Origin of the sequence: Pseudomonas sp. LRF_L74 (assembly GCF_965644255.1) — a bacterium.
In the GTDB taxonomy this organism is placed as follows: Bacteria; Pseudomonadota; Gammaproteobacteria; order Pseudomonadales; family Pseudomonadaceae; genus Aquipseudomonas.
The window spans coordinates 477889-496290 of the sequence record NZ_CBFFRH010000001.1; the positions used below are offsets into that span (position 1 = coordinate 477889).

General features: G+C 65.5%; 18 protein-coding genes. 10 read left to right on the plus strand and 8 right to left on the minus strand.

Features of this window, described 5'->3' with window-relative positions:
- Positions 1 to 113: 113 nt before the first annotated feature.
- Both hemF and aroE read left to right on the plus strand, forming a co-directional pair.
- Positions 114 to 1031 (plus strand): oxygen-dependent coproporphyrinogen oxidase, encoded by a 918-nt coding sequence (hemF, locus tag ACSZPK_RS02265; RefSeq protein ID WP_437879765.1) that lies wholly within the window; start codon positions 114 to 116, stop codon positions 1029 to 1031.
- A 90-nt stretch (positions 1032 to 1121) separates the two neighbouring features.
- Complete coding sequence (gene aroE / locus ACSZPK_RS02270) at positions 1122 to 1949, plus strand: shikimate dehydrogenase (RefSeq protein ID WP_437879766.1); 828 nt, start codon at positions 1122 to 1124, stop codon at positions 1947 to 1949.
- A gap of 51 nt (positions 1950 to 2000) precedes the next feature.
- Here the strand turns inward: aroE and ACSZPK_RS02275 are convergent, their stop codons facing one another.
- Positions 2001 to 2243 (minus strand): hypothetical protein, encoded by a 243-nt coding sequence (locus ACSZPK_RS02275; protein ID WP_437879767.1) that lies wholly within the window; start codon positions 2241 to 2243, stop codon positions 2001 to 2003.
- On the minus strand, positions 2243 to 3016 hold the full coding sequence (locus tag ACSZPK_RS02280) for an MlaA family lipoprotein (RefSeq protein ID WP_437880266.1): 774 nt from the start codon (positions 3014 to 3016) through the stop codon (positions 2243 to 2245). The genes ACSZPK_RS02275 and ACSZPK_RS02280 overlap by 1 nt, the downstream gene beginning before the upstream one ends.
- Before the next feature lie 171 nt (positions 3017 to 3187).
- Here ACSZPK_RS02280 and ACSZPK_RS02285 point away from each other — a divergent pair, with 171 nt between their 5' ends.
- Together ACSZPK_RS02285 and ACSZPK_RS02290 are read left to right on the plus strand one after the other, a co-directional pair.
- Complete coding sequence (locus tag ACSZPK_RS02285) at positions 3188 to 3892, plus strand: response regulator (protein WP_437879768.1); 705 nt, start codon at positions 3188 to 3190, stop codon at positions 3890 to 3892.
- A complete protein-coding gene (locus ACSZPK_RS02290; RefSeq protein WP_437879769.1) occupies positions 3889 to 5205 on the plus strand; it encodes an ATP-binding protein in 1317 nt (438 codons plus the stop codon). The genes ACSZPK_RS02285 and ACSZPK_RS02290 overlap by 4 nt, the downstream gene beginning before the upstream one ends.
- A 21-nt stretch (positions 5206 to 5226) precedes the next feature.
- Here ACSZPK_RS02290 and ACSZPK_RS02295 read toward each other — a convergent pair whose 3' ends face one another.
- The 3 genes from ACSZPK_RS02295 to betC form a co-directional block, all read right to left on the minus strand.
- Positions 5227 to 6795 (minus strand): SulP family inorganic anion transporter, encoded by a 1569-nt coding sequence (locus ACSZPK_RS02295; protein WP_437879770.1) that lies wholly within the window; start codon positions 6793 to 6795, stop codon positions 5227 to 5229.
- Between the two features lie 368 nt (positions 6796 to 7163).
- Positions 7164 to 8075, minus strand: a complete 912-nt coding sequence (gene choX / locus ACSZPK_RS02300; RefSeq protein ID WP_437879771.1) for a choline ABC transporter substrate-binding protein — start codon at positions 8073 to 8075, stop codon at positions 7164 to 7166.
- Positions 8076 to 8127: 52 nt separating this feature from the next.
- Entirely contained in the window at positions 8128 to 9636 is a 1509-nt protein-coding gene (betC, locus tag ACSZPK_RS02305) for a choline-sulfatase (protein ID WP_437879772.1), read from the minus strand.
- 112 nt (positions 9637 to 9748) lie between these two features.
- On the opposite strand from betC, the gene ACSZPK_RS02310 reads away from it, so the two are divergent.
- The 3 genes from ACSZPK_RS02310 to ACSZPK_RS02320 all read left to right on the plus strand — a co-directional run bounded on the left by ACSZPK_RS02310 (position 9749) and on the right by ACSZPK_RS02320 (position 12081).
- A complete protein-coding gene (locus ACSZPK_RS02310; protein ID WP_437879773.1) occupies positions 9749 to 10702 on the plus strand; it encodes a choline sulfate utilization transcriptional regulator in 954 nt (317 codons plus the stop codon).
- A complete protein-coding gene (locus ACSZPK_RS02315) occupies positions 10699 to 11055 on the plus strand; it encodes a DOPA 4,5-dioxygenase family protein (RefSeq protein WP_437879774.1) in 357 nt (118 codons plus the stop codon). The genes ACSZPK_RS02310 and ACSZPK_RS02315 overlap by 4 nt, the downstream gene beginning before the upstream one ends.
- A gap of 150 nt (positions 11056 to 11205) precedes the next feature.
- On the plus strand, positions 11206 to 12081 hold the full coding sequence (locus ACSZPK_RS02320) for a DMT family transporter (RefSeq protein WP_437879775.1): 876 nt from the start codon (positions 11206 to 11208) through the stop codon (positions 12079 to 12081).
- Positions 12082 to 12130: 49 nt separating this feature from the next.
- Here ACSZPK_RS02320 and ACSZPK_RS02325 read toward each other — a convergent pair whose 3' ends face one another.
- Positions 12131 to 12634: an anti-virulence regulator CigR family protein gene (locus ACSZPK_RS02325; protein WP_437879776.1), complete on the minus strand. Its 504-nt coding sequence runs from the start codon at positions 12632 to 12634 to the stop codon at positions 12131 to 12133.
- A 279-nt stretch (positions 12635 to 12913) separates the two neighbouring features.
- Here ACSZPK_RS02325 and pbpG point away from each other — a divergent pair, with 279 nt between their 5' ends.
- A complete protein-coding gene (gene pbpG / locus ACSZPK_RS02330) occupies positions 12914 to 13837 on the plus strand; it encodes a D-alanyl-D-alanine endopeptidase (protein WP_437880267.1) in 924 nt (307 codons plus the stop codon).
- Positions 13838 to 13866: 29 nt separating this feature from the next.
- Here the strand turns inward: pbpG and ACSZPK_RS02335 are convergent, their stop codons facing one another.
- Positions 13867 to 14550 carry a hypothetical protein gene (locus ACSZPK_RS02335; RefSeq protein ID WP_437879777.1) on the minus strand — a complete coding sequence of 228 codons (684 nt, stop codon included), beginning with the start codon at positions 14548 to 14550 and terminating at the stop codon, positions 13867 to 13869.
- Between the two features lie 185 nt (positions 14551 to 14735).
- Here ACSZPK_RS02335 and ACSZPK_RS02340 point away from each other — a divergent pair, with 185 nt between their 5' ends.
- The gene (locus tag ACSZPK_RS02340; protein WP_437879778.1) at positions 14736 to 15668 is read left to right on the plus strand and encodes a class I SAM-dependent methyltransferase; all 933 of its coding nucleotides are present in this window, start codon (positions 14736 to 14738) and stop codon (positions 15666 to 15668) included.
- Positions 15669 to 15890: 222 nt separating this feature from the next.
- Here the strand turns inward: ACSZPK_RS02340 and ACSZPK_RS02345 are convergent, their stop codons facing one another.
- On the minus strand, positions 15891 to 16715 hold the full coding sequence (locus ACSZPK_RS02345; RefSeq protein ID WP_437879779.1) for a helix-turn-helix domain-containing protein: 825 nt from the start codon (positions 16713 to 16715) through the stop codon (positions 15891 to 15893).
- A gap of 167 nt (positions 16716 to 16882) precedes the next feature.
- On the opposite strand from ACSZPK_RS02345, the gene ACSZPK_RS02350 reads away from it, so the two are divergent.
- Positions 16883 to 18331, plus strand: coding sequence for an alanine/glycine:cation symporter family protein (locus ACSZPK_RS02350; RefSeq protein WP_437879780.1), 1449 nt, complete (start codon positions 16883 to 16885; stop codon positions 18329 to 18331).
- Positions 18332 to 18402 lie beyond the last annotated feature (71 nt).

The following is an 18402-nucleotide window of genomic DNA, read 5'->3' on the forward strand; positions in this document are numbered from 1 at the left end:
CCATGCAAAACCCTCGGACTGACCGCAGTCAAGCCTTGCCCGTGGCCGGCAGTGCTATGCTTGCCCCCTCTTTTCGCTGTGAAGCCCGCCGCGCGGGCTGTTCGGGGGATGATGTGAGTGACCGCACCGAGGCCATGAAGGCCTATCTGCTCGGCCTGCAGGAGCGTATCTGCACGGCGCTGGAAAACGAAGACGGCCGCGCCCGGTTCGTCGAGGACGCCTGGGAGCGCCCAGCCGGCGGCGGCGGGCGCACCCGGGTGATCGGCGACGGTGCGCTGATCGAAAAAGGCGGCGTGAACTTCTCCCACGTATTCGGCAGCAACCTGCCGCCGTCGGCCAGCGCCCATCGCCCGGAACTCGCCGGGCGCGGTTTCCAGGCCATGGGCGTGTCGCTGGTGATCCACCCGCAGAACCCGCATGTGCCGACCTCCCACGCCAACGTGCGCTTGTTCAGCGCCGAGAAGGAAGGCGAGGAGCCAGTGTGGTGGTTCGGCGGCGGTTTCGACCTGACCCCCTACTACGCCAACGAAGAAGATTGCGTGCACTGGCACACCGTCGCCCGCGATGCCTGCGCGCCCTTCGGCGCGGATGTCTACCCGCGCTTCAAGGCCTGGTGCGACCGCTACTTCCACCTCAAGCACCGCAACGAACCGCGTGGCATCGGCGGCCTGTTCTTCGACGACCTCAACCAGTGGGACTTCGATACCAGCTTCGCTTTCGTCCGTGCCATCGGCGACGCCTATATCGATGCCTACCTGCCCATCGTCCAGCGCCGCAAGAACACGCCGTTCAGCGAGCGGCAACGCGAGTTCCAGGCATTCCGCCGTGGGCGCTACGTGGAATTCAACCTGGTCTACGACCGCGGCACCCTGTTCGGTCTGCAATCGGGCGGGCGCACCGAGTCGATCCTCATGTCGTTGCCGCCACACGTGCGCTGGGGCTACGACTGGAAGCCCGAGCCTGGCAGCGAAGAGGCGCGCCTGACCGAGTACTTCCTCACCGACCGCGACTGGCTCATCGAGCAGGCATAAAAGCCCCGATGGTCCGCAGGGCGCGACTAAACACCGTGCCCCGGTGTAAAGTCGCGACCCCGACCGCCACCCGCACGAGGAAGATCGTTGATGGATCGCTACTGCGTATTCGGCAATCCCATCGGCCACAGCAAGTCGCCGCAGATCCACCGCCTGTTCGCCGAACAGACCGGCCAGACGCTGCGCTACGACCCGATCCTGGCCCCGCTGGACGATTTCGCCGGCGCCGCGCGCGCGTTTTTCAGCGAAGGCCTGGGCGCCAACGTGACCCTGCCGTTCAAGGAAGATGCCTACGCATTGGCCGACGAGGTCAGCGAGCGCGCCCGGCGTGCCGGCGCGGTGAACTTCCTGATGAAGCGCGCCGACGGCAGCCTGTACGGCGACAATACCGACGGCGCCGGCCTGGTCAGCGACCTGACCGCCAACGCCGGCCTGGACCTGCGCGAGCGGCGCATCCTGCTGCTCGGCGCCGGCGGCGCGGCGCGCGGGGTGATCGAATACCTGCTTGGCCAGCAGCCACGCGCCCTGGTCATCGCCAACCGCACCGTGGCCACCGCGGAAAAGCTGGCGCAGCATTTCGCCGACCTCGGCCCGGTGGCGGCCAGCGGCTTCGACTGGTTGAGCGAGCCGTTCGACCTGATCGTCAACGCCACCTCTGCCAGCCTGGCCGGCGAATTGCCGCCGATCCCGCCCGAGCTGATCCAGCCCGGCCATACGGTCTGCTACGACATGATGTACGGCAAGGGCCTGACCGCCTTCAACGCCTGGGCCGAAGCCCACGGCGCGGCGCGCACCCTGGACGGCCTGGGCATGCTGGTCGAGCAGGCCGCCGAAGCCTTCCTGCAATGGCGCGGCATCCGCCCGGACAGCGCCAGCGTGCTGGCGACGTTGCGCGAGCAGTTGCTGGCGGGTATCTGAGGCGGCGCACGCCGCGCGAGCGGTGTATCAACGGCGCGGCGGCACCCGCGTTCACAGCCTGTCGCTCGCCTCGCCCTGGCAGATCATCCAGCGCACCAGCCGCTCCACCGGTATCCGGTGGCAGCGCTCCAGGCAGATGGCCCGATCCCCGGCGCTGTAGTGCTCCCAATAGCGACGCAGCAGCAGGCTGTCGCCATCTTCGGACAAGGCCAGGCTGGTTTCCCGCACATCCACGCCAGCGCCGGGCCAGCGCTCGACCAGCCTTGCCAGCAGCAACCCGTGTTGCTGGTTCATCAGCGCCCGCCCTCGACGTCGGCCCGGCAGTCGTCGCCCGGCTGGACCCGGCCGTGGCGTCCATCCCTCAGCAAGCGCGCCCGACGGGCGGCCTCGGTGTCACGCAGGGCCGCGTAGTAATCGGCGTCCTGCTCGAGGCGATCGGTCAATGGCAGCGCCTCGGCTCGGCCATCGACCACGCCGCCCACGGTGGCGGCCGTGCCCAGGTGCTGCACGGTATCGCTGGCGGAACCGCCCAGCGGATTGATCAGCAACCCGGCCACCCGGCCCAGCGCATCGCGGCTGTTGGCACTGCCGAACAGCGGCAGTTCCAGCGTCGGCCCATTGCCAATGCCCCACACGCCGAAGGTCTGGCCGAAGTCCGCCGGGTGATGCGGCATGCCCACGCGCGCCGCGACATCGAAGAGGCCGACCAGGCCGAGCGTGCTATTCAGGCCGAAGCGGCCCAGGGTATTCAGTGACCTGCGGCCATTACCCTGCAGCAGGTCATTGACCAGCACCTGTGGCTCGCCGAAGTTGCGCGAGAAATTACCGACGCCGGCCTGGACCGCGTCCGGCAGGCCCCGATAGCCACGGGCGACCGGCTTGAGCACATAGCCGTCGACCACCCGGTTGAAGGCGAACACGCCGCGATTGAGGCGCTCGCCGGGGTCGCTCACGGTAAATGGCAGGGGCGCGCAGGGCGCCACGGCTGGCTGCCGGCTGCACCCGGCGAGCCCCAGTGCCAGGCACAGGGCGCTCAGGCCGAGGGTGGTGTTGGAGAATACGGATATTGGCACGGAACGATCCTCGTCACTTGGGCAGGGCGCAGGGTCGAACGCGGGCGTTGCACGAAGATGTCCCGAATATGTCGCGGGCGCAGCAATGTTACGCGGGTGAAATATATGACCGACAGGAGCGTTAGCCGTAGATTAGCTCGCGAAACACGGACATCGGACACCCTTGTGAGCAGACTGCTGATCGTCGACGACGATGTGGAAATCCTCGCCCTGCTGAAGAAGTTCTTCCTGCGCCACGGCTACGAGGTCGACCTGGCCAGCGATGGCGAGGGCATGTGGGCGGCGTTGCAGCGCCAGCGCCCGGACCTGCTGATCCTCGACGTGATGCTGCCCGGCGAAGGCGGGCTGGCACTGTGCAGGCGCGTACGGGCAGATTCGGCGCTGCCCATCATCATGCTCACCGCCATGGGTGAGCTGAGCGACCGTATCGTCGGCCTCGAACTGGGCGCCGACGATTACCTGGGCAAACCCTTCGACGCCCGCGAGCTGCTCGCCCGCGTACGCTCCGTGCTGCGCCGTGCCGGCGAAGCGCCGCCGACGAGCGAGCAGCGGCCGCTGATACGCTTCGCCAACTGGCAACTGGACGTCACCCGGCGCGACCTGCGCTCACCGGATGGCGTGATGATCCCGCTGTCCTCCGGCGAGTTCGACCTGTTGCTGGTGTTCCTCGAACACCCCCAGCGCATCCTCAGCCGCGAGCAGTTGATCGACCTGGCCCGCGGCCACGGCCACGACGCCTTCGACCGCAGTGTCGACGTGCAGGTCAGCCGCCTGCGGCGCAAGATCGAGGCGAACACCAAGCATCCCACCGTCATCCGCACCGTGCGCAACGGCGGCTACATGTTCACCCCCAGCGTCAGTCGCGCATGAACACCCGCCGCGACACCATCGCCCGCTGGATTGCGCTGACCATCGCCCTGGCGATGCTGGTCTCGCTGCTGCTCAACCTGTTGTTCATCCGCCTGGCCGGCACCTGGGCCCAGCCACCGCTGGCCGATACCGGGCTGTTCGAGCAAATCGCCATGGCCACGCGCCTGATCGAGGCGGCGCCGCAAGAGCAGCGCCCGGCGCTGGCGCGCGCGGCTACGCGTGCGGCGTTCAACGTGGACTGGCAGCCGCGCCCGGAATTCCCGGCGATGGACGAACACATTTTCCACGACGGCACGCCGCGCCTGAACGCCCTGCTCGCCGGCCCGGCGCACCGCATCGAAGCGCTGACGCCGGGCGAGTGGCCGGCGGGTCATGCCGGCGACCGCTACATGGTGCGCGTGCAGTTGCATGACCAGAGCTGGGTGGCGTTCACCACCCCTTCGCGCAGTTGGGGCCTGGAGCAGCCGGGACGCTACGCCATCATCATCGGCCTCGGCCTGGTGTCGACCCTGGGCGTGGCCTGGATCGCCACGCGACGGCTGGCCAGGCCGCTGCAACAATTCACCTCGGCGGCGCAACGTTTCGGCGGGGACTTCCGGGCACCGCCCATCGACGCCGTCGGCCCGTACGAGATTCGCCAGGCGATCCTGGCGTTCAACACCATGCAGGCGCAGATCCAGCATTTCGTCGCCGACCGCACGCAAATGCTCGCGGCCATCTCCCACGACCTGCGCGCGCCCCTGACACGCATGCGCCTGCGCGGCGAATTCATCGACGATGCCGAGCAGCAGCACAAGCTGTTTCGCGATGTCGACGAGATGCAGGCGATGATCGAGGCCGCCCTGGATTTCTTCCGCGACGAAGCCCGGCTGGAGCCGTCGACGCCGTTCGACCTGGCCGAATTGCTGCTGACCCTGATCGACGACTACCGCGACCAGGGGATCGAGATCGGTTTCAGCGGCCCCGACCACCTGGTGCATGTCGGTCGTCCCCTGGGGCTCAGGCGCGTCGTCACCAACCTGCTGGACAACGCCGTGAAATATGCCGGCGGCGGGCGCGTCGAGCTGCTCGCCAGCGAGGACCATGTGCACATCCGCTGCCTCGACAGCGGCCCCGGCATCCCCGCCGAATCGCTGGAGCAGGTGTTCGCGCCCTTCTTTCGCCTGGAGGCCTCGCGCAACCGCGCCACCGGCGGGGTCGGCCTCGGCCTGTCGTCGGCGCGTGCCATCGTGCACGAGCAGGGCGGCGAACTGCACATCGCCAACCGTCCCGAAGGCGGGCTGGTGGCGCATATTCAGCTGCCCATGCCCTAGGGTCTGTTGAAAAACTACCTGCTAGGCCTCGAACGCCAGTGCCCCGTCCGGGTCTTCGAACTTGCGCAGTTCCTGCTCCACGTGCGGCCGTACGCGGCGGATCGCCAATTGCCGGCCTTCGCCATGCAGGCGCCGGGCTTCTTCGTGGAGCAGGCTGACGCCCGCGTAATCGACGAAATTCACATGGTGGGCATCGATCACCAGCCGCTTGGCGTCGCTGCGCTGGATCAGGCGCTGCACGAACGGACAGGCGCCGAAGAAGATCGAGCCCTCGATGCGCAGCACCTCGGTATCGCCATCTTGCGAATGGAACACCCGGGGTTGCGAGGTACGCTTGAGGTAGAAGAACAGCGAGGCGAGCACCCCGGCATAAATGGCGGTCTGCAATTCCAACAGCAGGGTGGCGAGCACGGTGAGGGCCATGACCACGAATTCGGCACGGCTGATCCGCCACAGCGAACGCATGCTGCGCAGGTCGACCAGGCCCCAGCAGATCAGCAGGATGCCCGCCGCCATCGCCGGAATCGGAACATGGGCGATCAGCCTGGCGCCGAACAGCACGAACAGCATTACCCAGAGGGCGGAAAACACGCCGGCCAGCGGTGAAAGCGCGCCAGCCTGCAGGTTCAGCGCCGAGCGGGTGAAGGACCCCGCCGACAGGTAGCCGGCGAACCAGGGCCCGATCAGGTTGGATAACCCTTGGCCACGGACTTCCTGGTTGGCGTCCAGTAGCTGATGCGACTGGCTGGCGAGGGAGCGGGCGATGGACAGGCTGGTGACCAGGCCGAGCAGGCCGCAGGCCACCGCCGAAGGCACCAGGCGCAGCATGTCCTGCCAGTCGAAGGGCAGCACGCTGAAGGGCGGCAGGCTGCCATTGAACGCCGGCACCCGTGCGACACTGGCGAACTGGTCGGGCAGGGCGAAGACCAGCAGGCTACCGGCGAGCAGGCCGATCAGCAGCGCCGGCAGGCGCGGCCAGAACACCTTGCACAATACCGAGACAACCAGGGTGAAAGCGGCCACGGCGAGCGAGGCGAAGTCGATCTCGCGGATGTGCTCAGCCAACTCCAGCGCGCCTTGCAGTGCGGTGGCGCGGCCTTCGAGGCTATCCACCCCCAGCAGGTTGGGCACCTGGCCCAGGGCGATGACCAGTGCCGCGCCGAAGGTGAAGCCGACCACCACCGACTGCGAGACGAAGTTGGCCAGGGCGCCGAAGCGCAGCAACCCGAGCAACAACTGGAACAGCCCGGCGAGGAAGGTCAGCAACATGATCAAGGCGATGTAATGCTGGCTGCCCGGCAAGGCCAACGGGCTGACGCTGGCGAACAGGACGATGGAAATCGCGGCGGTGGGACCGCAGATCAGGTGCAACGAAGAACCCCACAGGCAGGCGATGATCACCGGCACGATGGCCGCGTAAAGCCCGTACTCGGCGGGCAGGCCGGCGATCAGGGCGTAGGCGATGGACTGCGGCAGGGCCAGCACCGCGCCGGTCAGGCCGACCAGGGCGTCGCGGCTCAGGCGGCGCGAGGTGGTCGCGGGGAGCCAGCGCAGGAAGGGCAACAGAGTCAGGCGGCGGGGTTTGGGCATGAGTAGTTTTTGCACATCGGGGGAAGGCCGAGTTTAACGGTTTAGTGAGGCGGAGGATTGAGAGTCCGCCCCTCACCCTATACGGGCCGCCTAGGGCCTGTTGACGTTTTGCTCCACGCCTTGGGAAAGGTTGAAGGCCCTATTTCCCGTCAACATTTCGGCAGGCTGCCTTGAGGCAGGAGCGGACGTACACGCGATTACCGCTCTTGCACGGTGTGTTTAGCCGTCATTCCCGCGAAGGCGGGAACCCAGAAGCGTTTTTATTTGGGCTCCCGCCTTCGCGGGAGTGACGGTAAATAATATCGATGTCCGCTTATGCCTCGATACAGTCATTCAAGCGGCGACGGCAACAGACCCTGGAGGGGCACCTACAACCCCGCCACCGACCCATCCTTGGTCGCCACGCCCTTCAACCAGCCCTCGACCACCGCCGGATTGGCTTGCATCCAGGCCTTCACCGCGTCCTCATTCTTGGCCCCTTTGGTCAGCACCTCGTTCATCACCGAGTTTTCCATCTCCTGGGTGAAGGTGAGGTTGGTCAGCAGCTTGGCCACGTTCGGGCACTGTGCGGCATAACCTTTGCGCGCCAGGGTGTTGACCCCGCCACTCTCGCCGAAATACTTCTCGCCGCCCTTCAGGTACTTCATGTCGTACTGCACGTTCATCGGGTGCGGGGTCCAGCCGAGGAAGACCACGAACTGGTTTTTCTTCACCGCGCGACCGACCTGCACCAGCATCGCCTGCTCGCTGGACTCGATCAGCTTCCAGCCGCCGAGGCCGAACTCGTTGCCGTCGATCATCGTGCGGATCGACTCGTTGCCCGGCGAACCGGCGGCGATGCCGTAGACCTTCTTGTCGAACTTGTCGGCATTCTTGCCCAGGTCATCGAAGGTCTTCACGCCCGCGTCGTAGGCGTAGGTCGGCACGGCCAGGGTGAACTCGGTGCCGCTGAGGTTCTGCACCAGCTTGTCGATGCTGCCAGTGGCGACGAACTTGTCGTAGTTGCTCTGTTGCGCCGGCATCCAGTTGCCGAGGAACACGTCGATCTGGCCCTTCTGCAAACCGGCGAAGATGATCGGCACGGCCAGGGTCTGGGTCTCGGTCTTGTAGCCCAGCTTTTCCAGCAACTGGCGCGCGACGCCGTTGGTCACGGCGATGTCGCTCCAGCCTGGGTCGCCCAGCCTCACCGTGGCGCAGCTGGCGTCCTCGGCGGCCTGGACATTGAAGGCGGCGGCGCTGCACAACAAGCCGCCAGCAAGCAAAGCGTTGATCGTTTTCATGCACATTCCTCAGCGTTTAACTACGGTGTTGGCCTGCCGTGGATACTTCCGGTCATGGCTGTGGATAACGGGCCCTGCGTTCCAGGTCGTCCAGGTCGATGTGGTTACGCATGTATTGCTGGCTCGCGTCGACCATTGGCTGGTGGTCCCAGCTCTTGCGCGTGCCTTTTTCCAGGGCCTCGGCAACCAGGCGCCGACGGCGCTGGCTGGCCAGGGTGGCCTGATGGATCGCTCCGATGTTCCAGCGCTCGCGCGCCTCGAAAATGAATGCATCGATCAGCCCGGCATGCTCCACGCTGTTCGCCAGGTTTTCGCGCTCCTGTGGGTCGTGGCGCACATCGAACAGCATCAGCGGGTCCCGCTCGCTGTAGACGAATTTCCAGTCGCCACGACGAATCATCATCAGCGGGCTGTTGGTGCCTTCGGCCATGTACTCACCCAGCACTTCGTCGTGGCCTGCTTCACCTAGCAAGTGCGGGACCAGCGAGCGGCCATCCAGGCGCAAGCCCGGCTCGACGCGGCCGCCGGCCAGTTCGACCAGCGTGGGCAAGAGATCGACGGTCGACACCGACTGGCTGACACGACGCGCGGCGAAACGCTTGGGCGCACGGATCAGCAGCGGCACGCGGGCGGCCATCTCGAACCAGTGCATCTTGTACCAGAGGCCGCGCTCGCCCAGCATGTCGCCATGGTCGCCGGAGAACACGATCAGCGTGTCATCGGCCAGGCCGCAGTCGTCGAGGGCCTTGAGCAGCTTGCCGATGTTGTCGTCGATGTAGCTGCAGGCGCCGAAATAGGCGCGGCGGGCATCGCGGATCTTGTTCGCGGGCAGCGGCTTGTCCCACAGGTCGATGACCTTGAGCAGGCGCTGGGAGTGCGGGTCCTGCCGGGACTGCTCGATGGCATCGCCGGGCATCGGGATGTCTTCGTCGCGGTACAGGTTCCAGTATTCCTCGGGGATGGTGTACGGGTCGTGCGGGTGGGTCATGGAAACGGTCAGGCAGAACGGCTGGTCCGGAGTCATGCGCACGTGGTCGTAGAGGTATTGGCGGGCCTTGAACACCACCTCTTCGTCGAAGTCGAGCTGGTTGGTACGCACGCACGGGCCGGCCTGCAGCACCGAGGACATGTTGTGGTACCAGCTGGCGCGCACGTCCGGCTCGTCCCAGTTCACCGCCCAGCCGTAGTCGGCCGGGTAGATGTCGCTGGTCAGCCGCTCTTCATAACCATGCAACTGGTCCGGGCCGCAGAAGTGCATCTTGCCCGACAGCGCCGTGCGATAGCCGAGGCGGCGCAGGTAATGGGCGTAGGTCGGCACGTCGGCTGGGAAGTCGGCGGCGTTGTCGTAGGCGCCGATCTGCGACGGCAACTGGCCGCTGACCAGGGTGAAGCGCGACGGCGCGCACAGCGGGCTGTTGCAGTAGGCGGAGTCGAACACCACGCTGTCCTGGGCCAGGCGCATCAGGTTCGGCAGCTTGATCGGCGAGCGCTCGTCATACAGCGGCAGGATCGGCGCAGCCATCTGGTCGGCCATGATGAAGAGGATGTTCGGTCGTTTCACGGCAGCAGGTATTCCATATGATGGTTTTATGTAACAGTGCTGACCGGATCATGAAATCATCGAAAATACGGGTAAACCCATCCACGGAACATGCTTCGGATAAGCCCAGCTTATGTTTGAACAACTCGGCGGAATTTCCCTCGACGTGTTGCGGGTGTTCGAGTCCGCAGCCCGGCAACTGAGCTTCACCGCGGCAGCCAGCGAACTGGGCAGCAGCCAGCCGGCCATCAGCCAGCAGATCAAACGGCTGGAGCAACAGTTGGCCACGCGCCTGTTCGACCGGGTCTACCGTGGCATCGTCCTGACCGAGGCCGGCACCTTGCTGCTGCGCTACGTGCAGGACGGGCTGGCCAGCCTGGACTCCGGCCTGGTCGCGGTCACCGCGCGCCAGCAGCGCGAAGTGCTGCAGGTCGCCACCGACTTCGCCTTCGCAGCCTACTGGCTGATGCCACGCCTGCACCGCTTCCACCAGGCGCATCCGGAAATCGACGTCAGCCTGATCACCAGCGAACGCGACCTCGCCGCCCTGTCGCCGGACGTCGACGTGGCCATCAGCTTCGGTGACGGCCGGGTCAAGCACGGCGAAGCCAGCCTGCTGTTCAGTGAAGAAGTGTTCCCGGTGTGCAGCCCGCTGCTGCTGGCCGGGCAAGCCGGCGCGCCGACGCTGGCCGACCTGCAACGCCTGCCGCTGCTGCACCTGCGCCCGGAAGCGCGCACCCGCTGGTTCGACTGGAGCGGCCTGTTCCGCGCCCTGGGCATCGACCAGGCGCCCGACGCGGGCAGCCTGCGCTTCGACAACTACACCCTGGTGATCCAGGCCGCCATCGCCGGCCAGGGCGTGGCCATCGGCTGGAGCCACCTGGTCGACGAACTGCTCGCCCAGGGCCTGCTGGTGCGCCTGCTGGATGCCAAGGCCAGCTCACGCTTCGGTTATTACCTGACCTTGCCCGAACGCAAGCGCCGGCTTAGCCTGGTGCGCCATTTCATCGGCTGGGTGCAGAGCGAACTGGACAACGCCAGCGCTCCGGCGCCCGGCATCATCAAGCCCGAGGCCATCGCCCTATGAGCACGCCAATCCTGGGCTGGCACGCCCATGTCTATTTCGACGCCACGACCCTCGACCAGGCCCGCGCGCTGTGCGAGGCCGCTGCCGCACGTTTCGAGCTGAAGATGGGCCGCGTGCATGAAAAGCCGGTCGGCCCGCACAGCGACTGGAGCTGCCAACTGGCCTTCCGCCATGCCCTGTTCGCCGAGGTCGTGCCCTGGCTGGCCCTGGAGCGAGCGGGCCTGACGGTGTTCATTCATCCCATTACCGGCAACGACCTGGTCGACCACCGCGACCGGGCGATCTGGATGGGGCAGGTCAGGCCGCTGGATCTTTCCGTGCTCGATGAAGGGCCGACGACGTTCGTGCTTTGATGCATGAGAACCGCTCGTCACTCCAGGAGCAGGCCGGACAGCCGCTTCATCGCTGACAAGATCGCTTCGCGCGCAAGCCCCAGCACACAACTCGGACTCTCACCACGAGGCGCGCTATCATCCGCGCCTCGTTTCCCATGAGTCCTCGCCATGCGCTACCTGCTGATCGTCACCGTCCTCTGGGCCTTTTCCTTCAGCCTGATCGGCGAGTACCTGGCCGGGCGGGTGGACAGTGACTTCGCGGTGCTGGCGCGGGTCGCCATCGCCGCGGCGGTGTTCCTGCCGTTCACCGTCTGGCGCGGCTTGCCGAATCGGTTGGTCGCGGGTTTCTGGCTGGCGGGGGCGTTGCAGTTCGGCGTCACCTACCTGTGCCTGTACCGCAGCTTCCAGGTGCTGACGGTGCCCGAGGTGCTGCTGTTCACCGTGCTCACGCCGATCTACGTGACCCTGCTCGACGACTTGCTGGCCAGGCGCTTCAGCCCCTGGTCATTGCTCGCCGCGCTGGTGGCGGTGGGCGGCGGGGTGATCATCCGCTTCGACACGCTGGAAGGCGAATACCTGATCGGCTTCCTGCTGCTGCAACTGGCCAACGTCACCTTCGCCGCCGGCCAGGTGATGTGCCGTCGCTTACTGCTGAGCTATCGCGTCGAGCAGCCGTTGTACCGTTTCTTCGGCCACTTCTTCCTCGGAGCCATGCTGTTGGCGCTGCCGTCGTTCCTGTTGTTCGGCAACCCGGACAAACTGCCGCAGACTGCCGTGCAATGGGGCGTGCTGGTGTGGATGGGCCTGTTCGCCACGGCGCTGGGGATGTTCTGGTGGGTCAAGGGCAGCGTCAAGGTCGATGCCGGCACCCTGGCGATTCTCAACGAGCTGCACGTACCGGCCGGGCTGGTGGTCAACCTGTTGATCTGGAATCGTGACGCCGACCTGCCACGCCTGGCGGCGGGTGGCGTGGTGATCCTGGCGTCGCTGCTGCTCAACCGGGTCGGACGAAAAAGAGAAGGCGTGAGCCAGGCGGCGGGTTGAAACGCTGTCGAGAGCGGGTGGATGGCCGCTGCCATCCACCCTTAGACACTCAGTTCAGCACGCCCGACAGAATGGCGGTGACGATGCCGCTGGTCACGGCGACCAGCACCACGTCGCTGCCGGCACGGCGCCATTCGTAACCATCGTAGCGCGGCAGGCCTTGCAGGGCACGGGCGTCCAGGCGCTTGCCATAGCCCTTGGGCAGCGGATGACCCTTGACGATCTGCACGCCCGGCGGCAGTGCCGCGCCACGACCGATCTGATCACGACGCTCATGGAACTGCTGGTGCACCGCAGAGAAGTCCGACGGCGGCGCGCCACGCTGCTGCGCTTGCTGCTGCGGCTGCTTTTGTTGCTGCTGAGAACGTTGCTGTTGTGGCGCCGCTTGCTGCCGCTGCTGGCCTTGGCCCTGGCCCTGCTGGCCCTGATGCTGCTGATGGCCCTGGCCATTGGCTTGCGTGCGCTCGTCATTCGGCGCGGCCTGGGCGGTAACCGCCACACTGAACAGCGTGGCGATGCTGAAAGCGCTGATGAGGCGATTGAATGTGTTCATGGGTCTATCCTCGTGGGCTCCCGGCAATCATTGCCGACATCCTGTTCGTCCATTGGGAGGCGCAAGAATTCCCGCGTAAACGGGGATTTACCATGATCTTTACCAAGTGGATACGTTGCCGTACCGGTACCGTTCACCCATTGCGCCGGGCATGGGCGCAGTGAACGCCTATGCTCCCAGCAACGGCTCGCGATCCCCTGCCCATGGGCTGTACGTCCTCTGTGCGTTCCGTATACTGCGCCAGCCGGCAGGGATCGCCCAGGCTTCATTCCCCCAGCCCTGCGGAGCGCCCTCGTGAAAATCGCCAAGACCCTCCTGAGCCTGCTGTTCTGCACGCTCGTCGCCACCACCGCCCATGCCGCTGGCAAGCCGTCCACCACCCAGGAACTGGCCTCCGGCAGTGCCCTGCTGGTCGACCTGAAGACCAACCAGGTGCTCTATTCGAGCAACCCGCGCCTGATCGTGCCGATCGCCTCGGTGACCAAGCTGATGACCGCCGTGGTGACCCTCGATGCCAAGCAATCGCTGGATGAGGAATTGCCCATCGTGATCAAGGACGTCGCGGAAATGCGTGGCGTGTTTTCCCGGGTCAAACTGGGCAGCCAGATCACCCGCCGCGAGATGCTGCAACTGGCGCTGATGTCGTCGGAGAACCGCGCCGCCGCCAGCCTGGCCGAACACTATCCGGGCGGCGTGCCGGCCTTCGTCGCGGCGATGAACGCCAAGGCCCGCGCCCTGGGCATGACCAGCACGCGCTACACCGAGCCGACCGGCCTGTCGAAGGGCAACGTGTCCAACGCCGAGGACCTGGTCAAGCTGCTGCGCGCCAGCCAGAACTACCCGCTGATCGGCCAGTTCAGCACCACCCCGGAGCGCACCACGGCATTTCGCAAACCCAACTACACCCTGGGTTTCCGCAACACCAACCACCTGGTACACAAGGCCGACTGGAGCATCCAGCTGACCAAGACCGGCTTCACCAACGACGCCGGCCACTGCCTGGTGATGCGCACCACCATGGGCGGTCGCCCGGTCGCCTTCGTGGTGCTCGACGCCTTCGGCAAGTACACCCACATGGCCGATGCCAGCCGCCTGAAGAAATGGGTCGAGACCGGCAAGGTTTCGCCCGTCGCGCCCGCCGCGCTGGCCTACAAGCAACAGCGCGAGTTGCAACGCGCGCGGACCATGCAGGCGTCGCAGTAAACCGGCCGAGGCCTGATGCACGCGCGGGATTACAACCCCGCTTCGCAGGCCTCGACGCTGTCGGTGTATTCGAAGGTTTCCTTGAAGCCGGTTTCGCCGGTGAACTCGGCAAAGGCATCCCCCGTGGCACGCGGCTTGTAGAAGCTCAGGGTGGTCACCGCCTTGTCGCTGCGATAGACATTGCGCACACGCTGCGAACCGGGGCAGTCAGGAAAGTTGCCCTGTACGGTGCGGCGCTCCTGGGTGCAATTCTCGTTGTCTTCGTTTTTCTCGTAACGCTTGCTGCCGGCGCTATAGGCGCGGCCATTGCAGTTGAGATATGTCTCTTCCTTGCTGCAGTAACCCGCCGTGGTGCAACTACGCGACTCGTCGCGGGTGATGTTCTCACCGTCCTCCGAGGCCCAGAACAGGCGCATGTCGTAGTTCAGTCCGGTCTGGCTGGCGGGCAGTTCGACGCTGCGGTTGGTGATGTAGTTTTCCGGCTTGATCGCCGTACTGAACTGGCCTCCCTGGTCGCTGCTCAAGGTCAGCTTGCCGGAAAAGGTCGGCTTGCTGCTGTCGAAGCTGATGTTCGCATGGCCCCGCTTGAGCGCGACGCCCTCTTCGATCACCAGCTCGGCGCCGTCCTTGGTGAACAGATAGCCGCTGGCCCGATGCTGGTGGCTGCAAGCGGCCAGGAAAACCGCAATGGTAAGAAGTAACAGTGCGCGCACGCTCGACCTCTTGCGAAGGGAAGAAAGCTGGAACTGTAAAATGGTGATGAGCGAAGCGATACCCATCCGTTACCAATTCGCTAAAATCCTGCTTCGCTGATCGGCCAAGACAGACCAAGGCCACGCCGCCCCATTCATCGCGCACATGGACCAAGCGTCCTCGCGCGCCTACGAAAGTCACTCGCATGCCCCCTTCATTCGCCGTTCTCCACCACCACCTGCTCGACGCCTTGAGCGGCGCTCCAGGCGAGGCGCGCCGCCTGTTCCATGGTCGCGGCCGACGCTGGGCCGGGCTGGAGCAGATTACCGTCGACTGGCTGCAAGGCGTGGTCATGGTCGGCCTGTTCCGCGAGCCAGAAGCGATGCGGCTCGACGAACTGCGCCAGACCCTGGGCGCGCTCATCGATTCCGCGCCCTGGCGCGACAGCGGCGCCCATACCCTGCTGGTGCAGCACCGCTACCGCCCGGATTGCCCGGTCGACTGGCTGGTCGGTAATGAGATCGAGCAGTGGGACATCGTCGAGCACGGCCTGCGCTTCAAACTCGACCTGGGCCGCAAGCAGAACAGCGGCCTGTTCCTCGACATGCGCCTCGGGCGCCAGTGGGTCCAGGAAAACGCACGGGGCAAACGCGTGCTCAATCTGTTCGCCTACACCTGCGGGTTTTCCGTGGCGGCCATCGAAGGCGGCGCCGAACACGTGGTCAACCTGGACATGGCCCGCGCGGCCCTGAGCCGTGGCCGTGACAACCATCGGCTCAACGGCCACGACCTGTCGCGGGTGACCTTCCTCGGCCACGAGTTGTTCAAGTCCTGGGGCAAGGTCAGCAAGCTCGGCCCGTACGACCTGATCATCATCGACCCGCCGTCATTCCAGAAAGGCAGCTTCGCCCTGACCCAGGACTACCAGAAGATCCTGCGCCGCCTGCCGGACCTGCTGAACGAACAGGGCGTGGTGCTGGCCTGCGTCAACGATCCCGCCATCGGGCCGGGCTTCCTGATCGAGGGCATGGCACGTGAGGCGCCGCAGTTGCGTTTCGAGATGCGCCTGGAGAACCCGCCGGAGTTCGAAGACATCGATGCGGATGCGGGGTTGAAGGCGTTGGTGTTTCGTCTGTAGCTGGAGGGGGGTAGAGCCTGTTCACGGTCTTTTCGGGCTCATTCGAATGGCTGCTTCGAGGCAGGAGCGGACATTCGTTCTTCCGTCATTCCCGCGAAGGCGGGAACCCAGAAGACTCGGCGCATTTGGATTCCCGCCTTCGCGGGAATGACGACTATGTGCACCGATCATCGGGCGAAGGTCCGCTCCTGCCTCAAAGCTGCCTGAAGAGCCGAAACGCACTCACTCGATCTCGAACAACCCATTCCTGATCCGCGAAGCGCCAAGGCTCTCGCGAATGTCGACCGGAATCCGCGGGTCGTCGGGGCTGTACAGCATCACCTGGCGATAGGCGTTGACCCGGTTGATATCGGCGCCCAGGTATTCCCAGACCACGCGGGTGCAGGCTGGCGTACGGCGGTCGCCGCTGGAGACGCCGGTCTTCATGCCATTGAGGCGCGAGATGCGGCTCTTGAAGCTGGGGATCAGGATGGTCTGGCTCATCTCGTTGCCGGTCAGCGACTCGTAGTCGATCAGGAACAGGCGGTCCTGCAGATAGAACGCCGCGCCCAGGTAGCGGCAACGCACCCATTCTTCGGCAGCCTTGGAGCTGCGGCTCGGGTCCTGGCGCTCCTGGCGTTCCTGACGCTCGAAGAGAAAGGTGCCGCGCTCCTCGCGCAGGTGCACCAGCGACAGCAGGATGCTGCCCGGCACCGACATGCAGTTGGCGTACTCGAAATAGTAACCGCAATAGCGCTCCAGGCTGCTCGACTGCTCGCGCAGTGGCAGCAACAGGTTGTACAGCGGGTCGCTGGCGGCCGGTTGTTGCTCATGGGCACTGCGCGCGCCGACCAGGCTGGCGAACTGTTCCGTCGGCAGGCCCAGTTCGTAGTCCTCGACGCCGAAGAAATCACAGATGCGCTTGAGGTTGTACGCCGTGGGCCGGCCCTGACCGCCCAGGTAGCGATTGAACTGCGCGCGGTTGATGTCGAGCTTGCGACAGACTTCGGCGATCGATCGGTAGTGGCTGCACAGTAGCTTGAGATTGGCGCCCAGGTTGTCGGTCATTTGGCAAAGTGTGCTGATGCGAGTGACGCGATTCTAGCATTAGGTCGCATCACTTCGAGTCCAGCCGCGAAATTGTCCCGATAAGCGGATTGCTCAAATATTGCCCACCGCACCTCGCGGCGCTCGCCTGCGAACACTCAACACAATAAGAACCGAGGAATTTCATCATGCTCGACGTGCTCAACGACTTCCTGTCCGGGAAGGTGCTCATCGTGCTCATCGTCGGCCTGGGTAGCTACTTCACCCTGCGCTCCCGTTTCGTCCAGTTCCGCCACTTCGGTCACATGTTCAGTGTGTTCAAGGACTCGCTGCGCAGCAGCGGCGGCCAGCTCAGCTCCTTCCAGGCCCTGATGCTCAGCCTCGCCGGTCGCGTGGGCGCGGGCAACATCGCCGGCGTCGGCATCGCCGTGACCCTCGGCGGCCCGGGCGCCGTGTTCTGGATGTGGGTGACCGCGCTGGTCGGCATGTCCAGCAGCTTCTTCGAATGCACCCTGGCCCAGGTCTACAAGCGCAGCGACGGTGACGGCCTGTACCGTGGCGGCCCGGCCTACTACATCCAGCACGGCCTGAAGCTGCGCTGGATGGCGATGGTCTTCGCCGTACTGCTGCTGGTCACCTACGGCTTCGCCTTCAACGGCCTGCAGTCGTACACCGTGACCCACTCGCTGCAGAACGCCTTCAACATCCCGGTGCAGTACAGCGGCATCGCCCTGGCCGTGCTGCTGGGCCTGGTGTTCATCGGCGGCATCAAGCGCATCGCCTCGGTGTCCGACCTGCTGGTGCCGGTCAAGACCCTGGCCTACATCGCCGTCACCGTGTACGTGATCATCACCCAGATCGAGCTGGTGCCGGGCATGCTGGCGACCATCGTCAAGAGCGCCTTCGGCCTCGAACCCGCCTTCGCCGGCCTGCTCGGCAGCGCCATCGTCATGGGCGTGAAACGCGGCGTGTTCGCCAACGAAGCCGGCCTGGGCAGTGCACCGAACGTCGCCGCCGTGGCCTCGGTCAAGCACCCGGCCGCGCAAGGCGTGGTGCAGGCGTTCAGCGTGTTCCTCGACACCTTCGTCATCTGCACCTGCACCGCGTTGCTGATCCTGCTGTCGGGCTTCTACACCCCGGGCTTCGAAGGCGACGGCATCGTCCTCACCCAGAACTCCCTGGCTGCGGTGGTCGGCGACTGGGGCCGTACCTTCGTCAGCGTGGCGCTGAGCCTGTTCGTGTTCACCTGCATCCTCTACAACTACTACCTCGGCGAGAACGCCCTGCAGTTCCTGGTCGGCCGCAGCAAGACCGCACTGATCGGCTACCGTGGCCTGGTCCTGGCACTGATCTGCTGGGGTTCGATGCAGAACCTGGGCACCGTGTTCGCCTTCGCCGACATCACCATGACCTGCCTGGCCTTCGTCAACCTGACCGCCCTGGCCCTGCTGATCAAGGTCGGCCTGCGCGTGATGAAGGACTACGACGCCCAGCGCCAGGCCGGCGTCGCCCAGCCGGTGTTCGACGCCAGGCAGTTCCAGGACCTGGATCTGGACCGCGACGCCTGGCCGGCCCAGGCCGCTGCCCAGCCGAACGCCCAGGCCGACGGCGCCGTGCTGGTGGAAAGCCAGCGCTGACCCACGCCGGCGATCTCTCGCTGACGAGATCGCCGGCAGGCTCTGAAGCAACACCCGATGCCGCCGCCTGC